This is a genomic window from Pseudomonas sp. LY-1 (assembly GCF_053502595.1).
Map to the genome: position 1 here is coordinate 4,899,466 of NZ_CP094353.1, position 15,655 is coordinate 4,915,120.

The 15,655-nt window shown below is 61.6% G+C and carries 14 protein-coding genes; 9 read left to right on the forward strand and 5 right to left on the reverse strand.

Annotated elements, in window-relative coordinates; translation table 11 throughout:
- The first annotated feature begins 147 nt into the window (after positions 1–147).
- The 6 genes from minD to MOQ67_RS22420 all read left to right on the forward strand — a co-directional run bounded on the left by minD (position 148) and on the right by MOQ67_RS22420 (position 5,981).
- Positions 148–960 (forward strand): septum site-determining protein MinD, encoded by an 813-nt coding sequence (gene minD / locus MOQ67_RS22395; protein ID WP_048721002.1) that lies wholly within the window; start codon positions 148–150, stop codon positions 958–960.
- A 3-nt stretch (positions 961–963) separates the two neighbouring features.
- Entirely contained in the window at positions 964–1,218 is a 255-nt protein-coding gene (gene minE / locus MOQ67_RS22400) for a cell division topological specificity factor MinE (RefSeq protein ID WP_003175252.1), read from the forward strand.
- Between the two features lie 96 nt (positions 1,219–1,314).
- Positions 1,315–1,950 (forward strand): RluA family pseudouridine synthase, encoded by a 636-nt coding sequence (locus tag MOQ67_RS22405; RefSeq protein ID WP_010208822.1) that lies wholly within the window; start codon positions 1,315–1,317, stop codon positions 1,948–1,950.
- A 161-nt stretch (positions 1,951–2,111) separates the two neighbouring features.
- Positions 2,112–3,401, forward strand: coding sequence for a M18 family aminopeptidase (locus MOQ67_RS22410; RefSeq protein ID WP_198717262.1), 1,290 nt, complete (start codon positions 2,112–2,114; stop codon positions 3,399–3,401).
- Between the two features lie 162 nt (positions 3,402–3,563).
- Positions 3,564–3,740, forward strand: coding sequence for a hypothetical protein (locus MOQ67_RS22415; RefSeq protein ID WP_198717261.1), 177 nt, complete (start codon positions 3,564–3,566; stop codon positions 3,738–3,740).
- A 72-nt stretch (positions 3,741–3,812) separates the two neighbouring features.
- A complete protein-coding gene (locus MOQ67_RS22420) occupies positions 3,813–5,981 on the forward strand; it encodes a mechanosensitive ion channel family protein (RefSeq protein ID WP_198717260.1) in 2,169 nt (722 codons plus the stop codon).
- A 69-nt stretch (positions 5,982–6,050) separates the two neighbouring features.
- Here MOQ67_RS22420 and MOQ67_RS22425 read toward each other — a convergent pair whose 3' ends face one another.
- The 4 genes from MOQ67_RS22425 to MOQ67_RS22440 all read right to left on the reverse strand — a co-directional run bounded on the left by MOQ67_RS22425 (position 6,051) and on the right by MOQ67_RS22440 (position 9,399).
- A complete protein-coding gene (locus MOQ67_RS22425) occupies positions 6,051–6,272 on the reverse strand; it encodes an MbtH family protein (RefSeq protein ID WP_198717259.1) in 222 nt (73 codons plus the stop codon).
- A gap of 235 nt (positions 6,273–6,507) precedes the next feature.
- A complete protein-coding gene (locus tag MOQ67_RS22430; protein ID WP_198731706.1) occupies positions 6,508–7,275 on the reverse strand; it encodes an N-acetylmuramoyl-L-alanine amidase in 768 nt (255 codons plus the stop codon).
- A 124-nt stretch (positions 7,276–7,399) separates the two neighbouring features.
- Positions 7,400–8,719 carry an ATP-binding protein gene (locus MOQ67_RS22435; protein ID WP_198718015.1) on the reverse strand — a complete coding sequence of 440 codons (1,320 nt, stop codon included), beginning with the start codon at positions 8,717–8,719 and terminating at the stop codon, positions 7,400–7,402.
- Positions 8,719–9,399: a response regulator gene (locus MOQ67_RS22440; protein WP_198718005.1), complete on the reverse strand. Its 681-nt coding sequence runs from the start codon at positions 9,397–9,399 to the stop codon at positions 8,719–8,721. Before MOQ67_RS22440 ends, MOQ67_RS22435 begins: the two co-directional genes overlap by 1 nt.
- Positions 9,400–9,575: 176 nt before the next feature.
- Between MOQ67_RS22440 and dsbD the strand changes: the two genes are divergently transcribed.
- From dsbD to dsbG, 3 genes are read left to right on the forward strand one after another with little or no spacing between them, the layout of a single operon-like run.
- Positions 9,576–11,303, forward strand: coding sequence for a protein-disulfide reductase DsbD (gene dsbD / locus MOQ67_RS22445; RefSeq protein WP_198718006.1), 1,728 nt, complete (start codon positions 9,576–9,578; stop codon positions 11,301–11,303).
- Complete coding sequence (locus MOQ67_RS22450) at positions 11,303–12,148, forward strand: TlpA disulfide reductase family protein (protein WP_198718007.1); 846 nt, start codon at positions 11,303–11,305, stop codon at positions 12,146–12,148. Before dsbD ends, MOQ67_RS22450 begins: the two co-directional genes overlap by 1 nt.
- Positions 12,124–12,888, forward strand: coding sequence for a thiol:disulfide interchange protein DsbG (gene dsbG / locus MOQ67_RS22455; protein WP_198718008.1), 765 nt, complete (start codon positions 12,124–12,126; stop codon positions 12,886–12,888). Before MOQ67_RS22450 ends, dsbG begins: the two co-directional genes overlap by 25 nt.
- Positions 12,889–12,947: 59 nt before the next feature.
- Here the strand turns inward: dsbG and MOQ67_RS22460 are convergent, their stop codons facing one another.
- Positions 12,948–15,629 carry a hypothetical protein gene (locus MOQ67_RS22460; protein ID WP_253397671.1) on the reverse strand — a complete coding sequence of 894 codons (2,682 nt, stop codon included), beginning with the start codon at positions 15,627–15,629 and terminating at the stop codon, positions 12,948–12,950.
- Positions 15,630–15,655 lie beyond the last annotated feature (26 nt).

Genomic DNA, 15,655 nt, shown 5'->3' on the forward strand with positions numbered 1-15,655 from the left:
CCGGCAAGACTTGCGTAGGACTCATTTGAAGTTGGCGTTTCCCTGCGGAAACCACATCTTTTCCCTACAAAGGCTGTCCGCCTGCAGCGAGTTCCAAGAGATGTTTTTCAGGGACTGAAAGTCCTTTTTCCTTAGGGGTGAAACACCTTGGCCAAGATTCTCGTGGTTACATCCGGCAAGGGTGGTGTGGGTAAGACCACCACCAGCGCCGCTATCGGTACCGGCCTCGCTCTGCGCGGCCACAAGACAGTCATCGTCGACTTCGACGTCGGTTTGCGTAACCTCGACCTGATCATGGGCTGCGAACGCCGCGTGGTGTATGACTTCGTCAACGTGGTCAACGGCGAAGCCAACCTGCAACAGGCCCTGATCAAGGACAAGCGCCTTGAGAACCTGTACGTACTGGCCGCCAGCCAGACCCGCGACAAAGAAGCGTTGACCAAGGAAGGCGTGGGCAAAGTCCTCGCTGAACTGAAGGAAACCTTCGAATACGTGGTGTGCGACTCCCCGGCCGGTATCGAAACCGGTGCTCACCTGGCGATGTACTTCGCCGATGAAGCCATCGTGGTAACCAACCCGGAAGTCTCCTCGGTACGTGACTCGGACCGCATGCTCGGCCTGCTGGCCAGCAAGTCCAAGCGCGCCGAAGACGGCCAGGAGCCGATCAAGGAGCACCTGCTGCTGACCCGCTACAACCCGGAGCGCGTCAGCAAAGGCGAAATGCTCGGCGTTGAAGACGTCAAGGACATCCTGGCCGTGACCCTACTGGGCGTGATTCCAGAATCGCAAGCCGTACTGAAAGCCTCCAACCAAGGCGTACCGGTGATTCTCGACGACCAGAGCGACGCCGGCCAGGCGTACAGCGATGCCGTCGATCGCTTGCTGGGCAAAACCGTGGAACATCGCTTCCTCGATGTACAGAAGAAGGGATTCTTCGAGCGTATCTTTGGAGGCAACTAAATAATGAAATTTCTCGACTTCTTTCGCGCAAACAAAAAGCCAAGTACCGCGTCGGTAGCGAAAGAGCGTCTACAGATCATCGTGGCGCACGAACGCGGCCAACGCAGCACGCCGGACTACCTGCCAGCCTTGCAGAAGGAACTGGTCGAGGTGATCCGCAAGTACGTCAATATCGGCAACGACGACGTGCATGTCGCCCTGGAAAACGACGGCAGTTGCTCGATTCTGGAACTCAATATCACCCTGCCTGATCGTTGATCGAACGGGCGGTCGCCACGGCGGCTCCGTCACCTTGATCCCTTTGCGGGAGTCGGGTGGTCGAGCCGCCGTTGGCGTTTGTTACGAGGCTGTTTAATGCCGTTGTCCAACATCCATATCCTCTACCAGGACGACGCCGTCCTGGTGGTGAACAAGCCGACTTTGCTGCTCTCGGTGCCTGGCCGCGCCGACGACAACAAGGACTGCCTGATCACTCGCCTGCAGGAAAACGGCTACCCAGAGGCCAGAATCGTCCATCGACTGGATTGGGAAACCTCAGGGATCATCCTGCTCGCGCGGGACGCCGACACCCACCGCGAACTGTCCCGCCAGTTTCATGACCGCGAAACCGAAAAGGCCTACACCGCCCTGGCTTGGGGTCAACCGGAACTGGACAGCGGCAGCATCGACCTGCCCTTGCGCTACGATCCGCCGACCAAGCCACGCCATGTGGTCGACCACGAGTTCGGCAAGCACGCGCTGACCTTCTGGAAGGTGCTGGAACGTTGCGGTGACTGGTGCCGCGTCGAGCTGACGCCAATCACCGGGCGCTCGCACCAGTTGCGCGTGCATATGTTGTCTATCGGCCACCCGCTGCTCGGTGATGGCTTGTATGCCCATGAACAAGCCCTGGCCGCCTGGCCGCGCCTGTGTCTGCACGCGAGCATGCTGAGCTTCACTCACCCGCAAAGCGGCGAGCGGCTGCGCTTCGAGTGCCCGGCCCCCTTCTAAAGCTGTAAACACCGTCAAATCTGGGAGGGGATTGCAGTGGGTCAGTGAACAAATGCAGTGACTGACACTCCGCCATCGGGGGCAAGCCCCCGCCCACATTTGTGCTGTGCACTTCTCGCCATCGAACGGTAAACTCCGCGCATTGCTGTCTGGAGCTATTTATGCGCGAAGCGTTGAATCAAGGCCTGATCGACTTCCTCAAGGCCTCCCCTACTCCCTTTCATGCCACGGCTGCCCTGGCCCAGCGTCTCGAAGCGGCCGGTTACCAGCGTCTCGACGAGCGCGACACCTGGACCACCGAGGCCAACGGTCGCTATTACGTGACCCGCAACGACTCCGCGATCATCGCCTTCAAGCTCGGCCGCCACTCGCCGCTGCAGGGCGGCATCCGCCTGGTCGGCGCCCACACCGACAGCCCGTGCCTGCGGGTCAAGCCCCAGCCCGAGCTGCAACGCCAGGGCTTCTGGCAGTTGGGCGTCGAAGTCTATGGCGGCGCATTGCTGGCACCGTGGTTCGACCGCGACCTGTCCCTGGCCGGCCGCGTGACCTTCCGCCGCGACGGCAAGGTCGAAAGCCAACTGATCGACTTCAAACTGCCGATTGCCATCATCCCCAACCTGGCCATCCACCTGAACCGTGAAGCCAACCAGGGCTGGGCAATCAATGCCCAGACCGAACTGCCACCGATCCTCGCGCAGTTTGCCGGTGACGAGCGCGTGGACTTCCGCGCCGTGCTCACCGAACAGTTGGCCCGCGAGCACGGGCTGAACGCCGACGTGGTGCTCGACTACGAGCTGAGCTTCTACGACACCCAAAGCGCCGCCGTGATCGGCCTCAATGGCGACTTCATCGCCGGTGCCCGCCTGGACAACCTGCTGTCGTGCTACGCCGGCCTGCAAGCCTTGCTCACCAGCGAGACCGATGAAACCTGCGTGCTGGTGTGCAACGACCACGAAGAAGTCGGCTCCTGCTCGGCCTGCGGTGCCGACGGCCCGATGCTGGAGCAGACCCTGCGGCGCCTGTTGCCCGAAGGTGACGAGTTTGTACGCACCATTCAGAAATCGCTGCTGGTATCGGCCGACAATGCCCACGGCATCCACCCGAACTATGCCGACAAGCATGACGCCAACCACGGCCCGAAACTCAATGCCGGGCCGGTGATCAAGGTCAACAGCAACCAGCGCTATGCCACCAACAGCGAAACCGCCGGTTTCTTCCGCCACCTGTGCATGGCCGAGGAAGTGCCAGTGCAGAGTTTTGTGGTGCGCAGCGACATGGGCTGCGGCTCGACCATCGGCCCGATCACCGCCAGCCACCTGGGCGTGCGCACCGTCGACATCGGCTTGCCGACGTTCGCCATGCACTCCATTCGCGAGCTGTGCGGCAGCCATGACCTGGCGCATCTGGTGAAAGTGCTCGGCGCGTTCTACGCAAGCCGTGATCTGCCCTGAGCCAAAGGCTGAAAGCAGTTAACCATGTGGGAGGGGCAAGTCGAATCGTCGCACCACCCCCTCCCACATTTGGCTTCGCGTACACCTGATCTATATCACCTGCATTTCCCGCAATCCCACCTAGACTTGTCAATATTCCCACTCTGAGAAGGCCATCGCCTCATGATCACCATGTCCTCCTTCCACACCATGCTCATCCCTATCCTGATCGGCATGACCATGCTCGCGCTCGGTTTCAATTTTCGTGACAAGCCGCTCGGTGTGTTTGGCATGTGGGTCGGCATGCTGTTGATCCTGGGCACCGTGGTTTACAAGATCCTCGCTAAACTCGCTGAATAACAAATGCCCTCGCATTGGGCATAGGGGCCTCGTACACTCGGTCAATTCGTCGTTTTCAAGGTTGACCGCCTCGTGCTTTCCCGTCTGTTTGCCCTGCCCTGCTGCTTGCTGATCGCCCTGCTCACCCTGCTCCCGCTCGCTCCGGCCCAGGCCGTTGGCTTGCCCGGGCTGCTGGGTGGCACCAGCAAGCCGCAACCCCAGGCCGAGCTGCCGCTGGGGCAATCGCTGGACGAGGTGATCAAGACCCTGGAAAACGACCAGCAGCGCACCCAACTGCTGAGCGACCTGAAGAAACTTCGCCAAGCCACGCAAAAGGCCCAGCCGGCCGCCGAACAAGGCGTGCTCGGGCTGATCGGCAGCACGCTGTCTGGCCTTGAGCAGCAATTCTCCGGTGTCGACAGCCCGCTGGGACGCTGGTCCGATGAAGTGGACATGGCCACGGATGAACTCAAGGCCTTGATGCTGCCGGCCAGCGAATGGCTGCCGATCATCTTCGGTTTTGCCCTGATCCTCGCCGTGTGGAGCCTGCTGGCCGCCGCGCTGATCTGGCTCAGCCACCGCGTGCGCGAGCGCTTCGGCCTGCCCGAAGAACTGCCGCAACACCCGCGCACCTGGGACATGCTGCGCTTCGCCCTACGCAAACTGGGGCCGTGGCTGATCGCACTGGTGATCACCGTGTACCTGAGTTACGCGCTGCCCTCGTCCCTGGGCAAATCCCTGGCGATGGTGCTGGCATATGCGCTGGTGGTCGGCACCTGTTTCTCGGCAATCTGCGTGATCGCATTCTCCGTGCTGGACGGCCCGCATCGCCGTCGCGCGTTGTATATCCTGCGGCGCCAGGCGTTCCGGCCGTTGTGGTTGATCGGCAGTTTTGCCGCCTTTGGCGAAGCCTTGGGTGACCCCAGGCTGGTCGTTGCGTTGGGCCAGCACCTGGCGCACACGGCGGCAACTGTCGCGAATGTGATGGCCGCGCTGTCCACCGGTGTGTTTATCCTGCGCTTTCGCCGGCCGATTGCGCACCTGATCCGCAACCAGCCGCTGTCCCGTCGCCTGACCCGCCGCGCCCTCAGCGATGCGATCGAAATCATCGGCACCTTCTGGTACATCCCAGCCCTGCTGTTGGTCTGCATCTCGCTGTTCGCCACCTTCGTCTCCGCCGGCGACACCAGCAACGCCTTGCGTCAGTCATTGCTATGCACGGTGTTGCTGGTGCTGTGCATGGTGATCAACGGCCTGGTACGCCGCCATGCCCTCAAGCCGCAACGCGGGCACAAGCGCCATGCGCTGTACTCCGAACGCCTGAAGAGCTTCCTCTACACCCTCGCCCACCTGGTGGTGTGGCTGACGTTTATCGAGCTGGGGCTAAGGGTCTGGGGCTGGTCGTTGATCCGCTTCACCGAAGGTGACGGCCATGAAATCAGCGTCAAGCTGTTCGGCCTCGGCGGCACGCTGCTGTTTGCCTGGCTGATCTGGATTCTCAGCGACACCGCGATCCACCACGCCCTCACCCGCTCGCGCAAAGGCCTGGCCAACGCGCGCGCGCAGACCATGATGCCGCTGATCCGCAACGTGCTGTTCGTGACCATCTTCATCATCGCGGCCATCGTCGCCCTGGCCAACATGGGCATGAACGTCACGCCGCTGCTGGCCGGTGCCGGTGTGATCGGCCTGGCCATCGGCTTTGGCGCGCAGTCGCTGGTGGCGGACTTGATCACCGGCCTGTTCATCATCATCGAAGACTCCCTGGCCATCGATGACTACGTGGACGTCGGCGGCCACCTCGGCACAGTCGAAGGCCTGACCATCCGTACCGTGCGCCTGCGCGACATCGACGGCATCGTGCATACCATCCCGTTCAGCGAGATCAAGAGCATCAAGAACTACTCCCGTGAGTTCGGCTACGCGATCTTTCGGGTGGCGATCCCCTACAACATGGACATCGACGATGCGATCAAGTTGATGCGCGACGTCGGCCAGCAGATGCGCAACGACCCGCTGCAACGCCGCAATATCTGGTCACCGCTGGAGATTCAGGGCGTGGAAAGTTTCGAGTCGGGCAGCGCGATTCTGCGGGCGCGCTTCAAGACTGCGCCGATCAAGCAATGGGAAGTATCGCGGGCGTTCAACCTGTCGCTCAAACGCCATCTGGACGAGGCCGGGCTGGACCTGGCCACACCGCGCCTGAGTGTGCAGGTGGTGACCGGCGCTTCGGGCGGGCTGGAGAAAGAGAAGAACGCCTGAGCCTTCAGGCGCGATGTGGGCGCTGCCTTGCCCCCACATTGGAGATTCGCTGATTTCAGTGGGGTGGGCTCAGGTCAGCGCGGCGCCGTCCATCTTCTGGCGCAGGCTCAACGGACGCATATCGGTCCAGACCTCTTCGATGTAGTCCAGGCACTCTTGCTTCAGGCCGCTCTTGCCTGCGTTACGCCAGCCTTCCGGCACGGCCTTGTAGTCGGGCCAGATGGAATACTGTTCTTCATGGTTGACCACTACCTGAAACAGGATGTCGTCGCGGTCAAATGCTGAGGTCATTGCTGTTCTCCATCGTTCAAAGGCTGGCTGCGCACCACGCGCAGCGCTGATATCTATAGAAACGTACCAGGCTGGCGAAAAATTAGAGGCTGGCGACCGCTGCCGCCAAGGCACGCCCGAAAATCTCGGCGACCTGATCCTTCGACAATCACCGCCGCAGGCAACAACACCCCGTCTTCCGGGTCGTTGAGCAGGTTACGGATGGATGAAGCGCCAAATGAGGCAACGCTTGACGTCAAAGCCCCCGGTACTTGTCGTTCAGCGCATACAAAATCGCACACGTCTCGGCATCCAGGCACTCACAATAATCCCTGGCCCGAAAGTGCATTTGAAACGCGCGGGTCCGCAGCTCGAACGCCTGGCGATTCTGCGCCGGTTTATACCCGTAGCGCTGAAAGGCGCGTTCCACCTCCACCTCGGGCGGTAACCCGACACAAAATCGGCGCTGGTACATCGCCCGCGTCGCCTCATCGAACCAGGCCCCTACGCCCGCCTCGAACAGGCAACGCCAAGGCAAGCGTGGCCCCGGATCACTCTTGCGCCAATACGCCACATCCGAATGCCCGAGGATCTCGCTCGGGCCGATGTGCGGGTAACGCGCAAGGATGTCGCGCAGCAATTCGATCAATACATCCACCTGCTCCCGAGGGTACGCAGGAAAGGTAAACACGCCGTCCTCATCGCGCGCCTGGTTGACGATCTCGATGCCGATCGCGCGACTATTGAGGTTGTCCCGCCCGCCCCAGTGGCTCACCCCGGCATGCCAGGCGCGCTGCGCCTCATCCACCAGGCGGAACACGCGCAACTCGTCATAACCGGCGGCGCGGTAGCCGGGCTCAGCCGGATCAGGCAGCAGATAGTGCGCGCTGACACCGTGCCGCGTCAGGGTCTGCAGGGATGACATAAACGGCGCGGCGGTGTAATGCAGGACCACTTGCCCCACGGGCTCGCCGTTGCGTGCGTTGAAGTCCTTGGCGGGGAAACTGGTATCGATGACCAACATAAGAATCGTCCTTTTCGGTACAGGCCGAGTCATTCGGCCCGTTCAAGCGCAAAACAATGACCGCCATCCTGAAGGGTTGAACGTCAGGCGGGCGGTAACTATTTGGCACGCGAAAGAACGCTGATCAGCGCCGCAGCGGCATACCCAAATCGACCCGCAGGCCATCCGGCTGGCTATCGAACGTCAACGAGCAGGAGCAGCGCTGGACAATCGCCTGCACAATCGCCAGGCCCAGGCCACAACCCTCGCTGTTGCCGTTGCGCCAGAAGCGCTGGGTCAGGTATTGCAGGTCTTCGCTGGCGATCTGTTGGCCATGGTCACGCACGCGGAACACCACCTGATCGCCGGCCATCAACACACTCAGCTCCACCCGGGTATCGGCCGGGGTGTGGCGCAAGGCGTTGTCCAGCAGGTTGCGCAGGGCGGCGACGGCCAGGCCCACTGGCATTTCCACCGGGGTGTCGCTGAGGTTGTCCGGCAGGATCAGGTCGATGCGCTGGTTGTCGCCGGCGTTGGCGTCCTGGATCGCCAACCGCGCGACTTGCTCGGCGCTGGACTGCAAGCCGTCATCGAACGACAGGCTGCCCTCCACCCGCGCCAGCAAGAGCAATTGCTCGAGGGTGCGATGCAGGCGGTCGGCCCCCTCCTCGGCATGGGCCAGGGACTGATCGCGGGCCGCGCCTTCGGTCATGCGCGCCACTTGCAGGTGGGTCTTGATCGCGGTCAGCGGGCTGCGCAGTTCGTGGGCGGCGTCGCCGGTGAGGCGCCGTTCGCGTTCGATGGTCTTGGCGATGCGCTGCAACAGTTGGTTCTGAGTGTCGAGCAGCGGTTTCAACTCGCTGGGCAGCGGGTGGATCTGCAACGGTTCGAGGGAATCGGCACTGCGTCGCATCAAGGCGTCACGCATGCGATTGAGCGGCTGCAGGCTTTGCCCGATCCCCAGCCACAGCAGGCACAGGCACCCCAACAACGCCACACCGACCGGCACCGAGGCCGCCAGCAGGATCGACAGGTTCAACGCCTCGCGCTCCACCTGGCGGTCGGCGGTGGTAATGAACAGATCGCCACGGGCCAGGGTGAAGCTGCGCCACGCCGCGCCGTCAATGATCTGGTCGCGAAAACCGCTGCGATGGGATTCCAGGCCCTGGTCCGGCGTGGTGTGGCTGCGCGCCAACACTTCGCCGCGCAAGGAACTGACCTGACAGGCCATGCCGCCCGGCACGTTCAGTTGCTCGGCGCTGAAGTGCTTGCCCTCGGCGCTGCTCGCCAGGCCCGGCATCTGCTCCATCAAGCCGGCGACCATGCGCGCCGACGCAACCAGGCGCTGGTCGAGGGAGAACATCATCTGGTTACGCAGATCGTTGAGCATCCAGGCAGCCGCCAGCGCCCAGATCAACACAAAAGCGGCGCCGAGCTTGAAGGTCAGGCGCAGGCGCAGGCTCATCACGGGGTGCTATCTCCACCATCCGCCGGGCCCAGGCGGTAACCCAGGCCACGTACTGTTTCGACGATGCCGTTGCCCAATTTGCGCCGCAAATGGTGGATATGCACGTTGAGGGCGTTGCTTTCCAGTTCGTCGTTGAAGCCGTAGACGCTGTCTTTGAGCTGTTCGCTGGAGAGCACGCGGCCCTTGTTGTGCAGCAGCGCCTGCAACAGCGCTTGTTCGCGGCGGGAAAGGTCCACGGGCTGCCCGGCCAGCAGGGTTTCGCGGCTGCTCGGGTCGTAAGTGAGGCGGCCGTGTTCGATCAGGTTGACGCTGCGCCCCGCCACGCGGCGCAGCAAGGTTTGCAGGCGCGCAGCGAGCTCGCGCAGGTCGAAGGGCTTGAGCAGGTAATCGTCGGCGCCGGCCTGCAGGCCGTCGACGCGGTTGGTCACCGAATCCCGCGCGGTGAGGATCAGCACCGGAATTTCCAGGCCCTGGCTGCGCTGCTGTTGCAGCAACTTGAGGCCATCTTCGTCGGGCAGCCCGAGGTCGAGCACCATGATGTCGAATTCGGCAGCCTTGAGCATTGCCCGCGCGGCAGCAGCGCTGGCGACGCGCTCGACGGTAAAGCCCTGGGCGCCGAGGCCGGCCACGATGCCGCTGGCGATCAGTTCGTCGTCTTCACAGACCAGTACGTGCATGCTGAACCCTTCATGAAAGATGGGGGGATTAGAAGACAGAACGATTAAGCGCGCATTATGCCGCCAAAGTTCGCAACATCAGATAATCCCTACGCTCTAGAATAGCGTCCGGTTAATCATCGGTTAATCAACGCCACACATTGTGTGCCTCACTTGCATCGAACTAAGGCTTGACCATGCGGCATCTATTTACCTTACTGCTGATGTTGTTCGCGGGATTCGCCCAGGCCGTGCCGGGTAACCCGTTCGAGACCAAACCCGATTTCCTCCCGGTGGGCAAGGCCTTCACCTTGACCACCGAACGCCTGGAGTCCGGCGAAACCCAGCTGTTCTGGCAGATAGCCGATGGTTATTACCTGTACCAGCAGCGCATGAAGTTCGACGGCCTCGCCGAAAAACCCGCGCTGCCCGAGGGTGAAGCCCATAGCGATGAGTTCTTCGGCGAGCAGCAAGTGTACCGCCAAGGCCTCGAAGTGAAGATTCCGGCGGGGACGACCGGCCAGGTCAAGCTGGGCTGGCAGGGCTGTGCCGATGCCGGCCTGTGTTACCCGCCACAGTCGATGACCGTGGACCTGGGCGGCAACCCGGCCGTCGCCGCCACCGCACAAGCCCAGGACCAGAGCCTGGCCAGCGGCCTGCAGCAGCGCAGCCTGGGGTGGAGCCTGCTGGTGTTCTTCGGCCTGGGCCTGTTGCTGGCGTTTGCCCCGTGTTCGTTGCCGATGTTGCCGATCCTCGCCGGCCTGGTGGTCGGCAGCGGCGCCAGCCCGCGTCGCGGTTTTGCGTTGGCCGGCAGCTACGTGGTGTGCATGGCGCTGGTGTATGCCGCGCTGGGCGTACTGGCCGCGTCGCTCGGCAGCAACCTGGCGGCGCTGCTGCAAACCCCGTGGATACTCGGCAGCTTCGCCGCCTTGTTTGTAATCCTGGCCCTGCCGATGTTCGGCTTCTTTGAACTGCAACTGCCGGTGGCCGTGCGTGATCGTCTGGACAACGTCAGCCGCAACCAGCGTGGCGGCAGCCTGATCGGCGCCGGGGTACTTGGCGCGCTGTCCGGCCTGTTGGTCGGCCCCTGCATGACCGCGCCCCTGGCCGGCGCCCTGCTCTACATCGCCCAGAGCGGTAACGCCCTGCACGGCGGGCTGATCCTGTTCGCCATGGGCATCGGCATCGGCATTCCGCTGTTGCTGCTGGTGACCGTGGGCAACCGCTTCCTGCCCAAGCCGGGCACCTGGATGAATGTGCTCAAGGGCGTGTTCGGCTTCCTGTTCCTGGCCACCGCCGTGCTGATGATTCGCCCGGTGGTCGGGGAAAACCTGTGGCTCGGCCTGTGGGGCGCGCTGGCCATGGCCATGGCCTATTGCGGCTGGCGCCTGGCCCAGGATTTCGGGCGGGTCGCCATGCTGTCCGGCGCCGTTTCCGTGGTGCTCGGGTTGTGGGGCGGCCTGCTGCTGGTCGGTGCGGCGGGTGGCAGCGACGACGTGTGGCAACCGCTGAAGGTCTACAGCGGCTCGCGGACCACCAGCGCGCCAAGTGCCCACGAGGCGTTCATGACCATCAACGACCCGGCCGTGCTGCAAAGCCAGCTCGACAGCGCCAAGGCCCAGGGCCAATGGGTACTGGTCGATTACTACGCCGACTGGTGCGTGTCGTGCAAAATCATGGAAAAACAGGTGTTCGGCAAACCCCACGTGATGGACGCCCTGAAAGACGTGCGCCTGCTGCGCCTCGACGTCACCGCCGACAACGCCGCCAGCCGCGCACTGCTCGGCCGCTACAAAGTGCCGGGGCCACCGAGCTTTGTGTGGATCGGCCCGGACGGTGAAGAACGCCGCGCCCGGCGCATTACCGGCGAAGTCGATGCCGATACGTTCCTGCAACGCTGGACCCAGACGCGGGACGCCCGCTGATGCTGACCCTGACCATCGGCACCTTCGCCATCGCGCTGAATCACATCCTGCTGATCAGCGCGCTGATTCTCGCCACCCTGGTGGGATGGCGCGTGGCCAAGCGTGGCGGGGAAAACCCGGAGTCGGTGCTGTTCTACCTGTTCCTGCTGGGCATGTTGGCAGCCCGCATCAGCTTTGTGCTGATGTACTGGAGTTACTACCGCAACGACCCGTTGCAGATCGTCGACCTGCGCGACGGCGGCTTTCTCGCCTGGCCCGGCGTCATTGCACTGATCCTCGGCGCGCTGCTGTACGGCTGGCGCCGCCCGGCCCTACGCAAACCATTGAGTGCCGGGGTGATCACCGGCCTGCTGTTCTGGGGCATGACCAGCCTGTCGCTGAGCCTGTATGACAAAGGCTCGCGCCTGCCGGACATCACCCTGCGCAGCGCGAATGGCGAGGTGGTGCAACTGGCGGACTACCAGGGCGGCCCGCTGGTGATCAACCTGTGGGCCACCTGGTGCCCGCCGTGCCGCCGGGAAATGCCGGTACTGGAACGCGCCCAACGCCAACGCCCCGACGTGACCTTCCTGTTCGTCAACCAGGCCGAAAGCATGCAAAGCGTCAGCACCTACCTGGCCACCCAGGGCCTGACCCTGGACAACGTATTGTTCGACGCCAGCGGCCGCCTCGGCCAGGCCGTGGGCTCCATGGCCTTGCCGACCACGCTGTTCTACCAAGCCGATGGACGCCTGATCAACAGCCACCTCGGTGAACTGTCCCAGGCCAGCCTGGCCCGCGCCATGGAACCCTTCGACATCGCCACTGAAAGGAAACCGACATGCCTCGCCTCCGCCACTTGCTGACCCTGCTGCCACTCACGCTGGCCGCCACCCTGGCCCAGGCCGAAGACTGGCCGGCACCGATCAAACAGATCGAAGCCAAGGGCGCCAAGATCCTCGGCAAGTTCGACGCTCCCAGCGGCCTCACCGGCTACGCCGCGCAGTACCAGAACCGCGGCATGGCGCTGTACCTGAGCGCCGACGGCAAAAGCGTGCTCGCCGGCACCCTGTATGACGCCCAGGGTAATGACCTGAGCAACGCGCCCCTGGAAAAACTGGTGTACGCGCCGATGGCCAAGGAAGTCTGGGCCAAGATGGAAAAAAGCAGCTGGATCCAGGACGGCGACACCAACGCGCCGCGCACGGTCTACCTGTTCAGCGACCCCAACTGCCCGTACTGCAACATGTTCTGGGAACAGGCGCGGCCATGGGTCAAGGCCGGCAAGGTGCAGTTGCGTCATATCATGGTCGGCATCATCCGCGAAGACAGCCCAGGCAAATCCGCCGCCCTGCTGGCCAGCCAAGACCCGCAAAAAGCCCTGCAAGCACACGAAGCCGCCGGCAAGGGCAGCAAGTTGCAGGCGCTGGACAAAATCCCTGCCAATATTGAAGCCAAGCTCGATGCCAACATGAAGTTGATGGAGGAACTGGAGTTGTCGGCGACGCCGGCGATTTTCTATCTGGATGACAAGGGCGGGTTGCAGCAACAGCAAGGGGCGCCGTCGCCGGATAAGTTGGTGAAAATATTGGGTGTCAAAGAATAACGCATCGCCCTGTATTAAACGAATACCCGCAAAAATGCGGGTATTCACTTTGGGGATATTTAAACTTCCTCAACCAAAAAATCATCCATATAGTAGTCATTCCCTGACAGTTCTGCAGCGGCTTCATGGCTGTAAATATCCAGTAACACAGTCGCAGAGGCAGCCACGAAAGTGAAACTGAGCGTGTGCCATGCCTGATCGACCAACTCTGTGACGCCGGTTTTTTGCACAGAATCTTGACGCAAGGACAACTTCGGCCAAGGATTATTATGGTTAATTCGGCGGGCCTTGACTGAAAAACGATAGGCACGCCCCGTTTCAAGATCCCTAAACGTCCTTTGCAAGATAGGGCCGATATTATTCGTTGAATACGTGTAGTTTTTCACAACAAAGCCATTACCCGCCGGCTCCAGGCTAATATCCCTTGGGTCCGGAGCCCCTGTCCCGACTTCCCAACCGCGAAAATCTCTATCATTGAAGTCAGTTAAATCCCGGTACTCTCTCCCAACCCTAAGACTCAACGTTGGAAAAACCACCGCATCAGTCTCAAGTGAACCTTCATCTGTCGCCACTTTGAAAGTAATAGTCAACGTAGAATTTATAAGCAACTTCTCCAATTCAACGCGAGGCAAAATCCGCGATACTCCGTTCAAGTCGTCTCTTTTTATCGGTTCCCGGGTCATGACTTTTATTGTGTATGGCGAACCGTCCGTTTTGGTCCCCGAACACTGTAACCAGCCATTCTGCCCAAGCAGAATGAACCACCACGGATCGATAGTGATATCAACATCCCCAGGGAAATTACGCAGATCCAACATAGCGCCTTGAACGGCGGGAGGTGTAGCCTGCGGCACAACCGGCATCGGCAGACGCACCGGAACCGGAACGCTGACGTGCAAGTTCAAATCAGCCGAGGTCTGCATCTGGCAGACGCGGGTCACGGTGTAATTGATCTTCACCGTTTTGCCGATGCTCTCGATCACCGCTTCGCGCGGCACGAAGAAGATGACCGCGCCCGCCGTGCTGCCAGGCTCGGCGGCCAACGGCCAGCGACTGCCGTCGGGTCGGGTCCAGTCCACGCTGATGCTCTGGCTGGGGTGGCTGCCGACATAATCCACCGCCACATGTACACCGTCGCGTCCGTTCCAGGCGGTCAAGTCGCTGCCCACCGCCTCGATGACGGTGGGCGCCAGCAACACCATGTATTCCGGAACAAGCTTGAAAGACTTCGGTGTAAATTCGAGGGCCGTCGCCCGATTGCACACGCCATCAAAGCTCGCGGCAAAGTGCAGGACGAACTCGCCGCAGTCCGCCAGTTTTTTCAGTTCTGCCCGTGGGATGGACGCATCAACCCCACCCCTGAGCCACTGCGCCGTCAGGGGTTCATCCCTCAGGATGTCGAACTGGTAAGGACTGTCGTCGGCACTCATACCGCTCACCCACATCCAGCAACATTGCCCCTGCACGGCATAATCCCAGATCGGCACCAGCCCCGTGGCGTTACCCTCAAACGTGGTGAGGTCGACTTCGCCCGCCGTTGCCTCTTCGATACTCGGGGTGGTCAGTTGAGGCGACAGTACTTTGATCGCACGGTCAGGAGAAAACCGAGGCAGGTTATTGTTGAATTGGACGCTGTAGTTCAGCGTCATCGTCTGATTGAACAGGGCTGCGATGATATCGGGAGCCAAATCAAATGACAGGCTCGAATCTTCCGCCGTCACGTCCTGGCAACCCAGGGATACAGGCCCATAACTCGGCCCATAAGCGTGAGCACAAACATGATCACCTTCGGTCATACCTTCATAGGTGATGAATACGTGCCCCCCACTGACCGTATTGATCGGATTGACCTGCCAGTCATCAGGATGCACCTCCACCGACTCGCGCAGGTGAGGCGCAGACAAATCGAGCTGCGGATCAACACGCAGCAACGTCGTCGAGCGCTGGTGGAAATCCTGAGCGTTTTCAGGCAACGGGTTATCAGTCGACACCGGGGCAGCCGGCCCGGTGCCGTCCCAGATAACCCCACAATGGCAGGTCAGGGACGAGTAATCTTCCAGGCGTGAGAGCCAGTCACGCAACAAACTGAACTCGAACACAAACCCCAGATGCGCTTCCGCCTCGGTCACAAGGTGGTCATAGGCCGCCCAGGTAAATCTGAACGGCACCTGATGCTGATTGCCGGCAACCACCACAAACAAACGCTGCCCGGCCTGGATCATCGGCCAGGCTTTGATCCGGATGGTTTCATCGCCCTCGAAGGTGAACATGTTCAGCCACAACGTACTCCACTCCAACTTGGCATGCGCAAACTCAGGCATTGACTCACGCAGATCCTCTTCGCGAACTTGCTGAATCTCAAGCTCAAGCACCAGCGATTCTTTGCGCACGCCACCGACGACGGCCTCGTACCAGATCAACACCGTATGCCCGATGCAGGTACTGATCCATTGCCAGGGAATTTCGGCCACGTCGCCGCTCGCCACATTGATCGGCGGGAATGTCGGGCTGGCCTGGTCTTTGATCGCGAAATGCACAACGACCTGTGTGCTGCCGGCCGGCAGCGTCAGCGTCGCGGTCGTACCTTGGGCCGCCTCCAGGGGATAAAGCACACTGTTGTTCTGGGCGAATTCGATTGTCGCAACGGGCAACTCCGCAGCGGCTGCGTTGGCTGTCGGAGGAGACGCAACCCTCGCCGTTTGCGCGGAAGGTGTAGTTTTAGGGATCGGTTTTTTAGCCACAATAAGACTCCTGTCCAGCGTTATAT

Bases quoted from the DNA above. Each gene is read 5' to 3' on its own strand.
- dsbD (WP_198718006.1), top strand. From the start codon at position 9,576: ATGCGGCATCTATTTACCTTACTGCTGATGTTGTTCGCGGGATTCGCC.
- minE (WP_003175252.1), top strand. From the start codon at position 964: ATGAAATTTCTCGACTTCTTTCGCGCAAACAAAAAGCCAAGTACCGCG.
- MOQ67_RS22415 (WP_198717261.1), top strand. From the start codon at position 3,564: ATGATCACCATGTCCTCCTTCCACACCATGCTCATCCCTATCCTGATC.
- MOQ67_RS22425 (WP_198717259.1), bottom strand. From the start codon at position 6,272: ATGACCTCAGCATTTGACCGCGACGACATCCTGTTTCAGGTAGTGGTC.
- MOQ67_RS22410 (WP_198717262.1), top strand. From the start codon at position 2,112: ATGCGCGAAGCGTTGAATCAAGGCCTGATCGACTTCCTCAAGGCCTCC.
- MOQ67_RS22435 (WP_198718015.1), bottom strand. From the start codon at position 8,719: ATGAGCCTGCGCCTGCGCCTGACCTTCAAGCTCGGCGCCGCTTTTGTG.
- MOQ67_RS22430 (WP_198731706.1), bottom strand. From the start codon at position 7,275: ATGTTGGTCATCGATACCAGTTTCCCCGCCAAGGACTTCAACGCACGC.
- dsbG (WP_198718008.1), top strand. From the start codon at position 12,124: ATGCCTCGCCTCCGCCACTTGCTGACCCTGCTGCCACTCACGCTGGCC.
- MOQ67_RS22450 (WP_198718007.1), top strand. From the start codon at position 11,303: ATGCTGACCCTGACCATCGGCACCTTCGCCATCGCGCTGAATCACATC.
- MOQ67_RS22405 (WP_010208822.1), top strand. From the start codon at position 1,315: ATGCCGTTGTCCAACATCCATATCCTCTACCAGGACGACGCCGTCCTG.
- MOQ67_RS22440 (WP_198718005.1), bottom strand. From the start codon at position 9,399: ATGCACGTACTGGTCTGTGAAGACGACGAACTGATCGCCAGCGGCATC.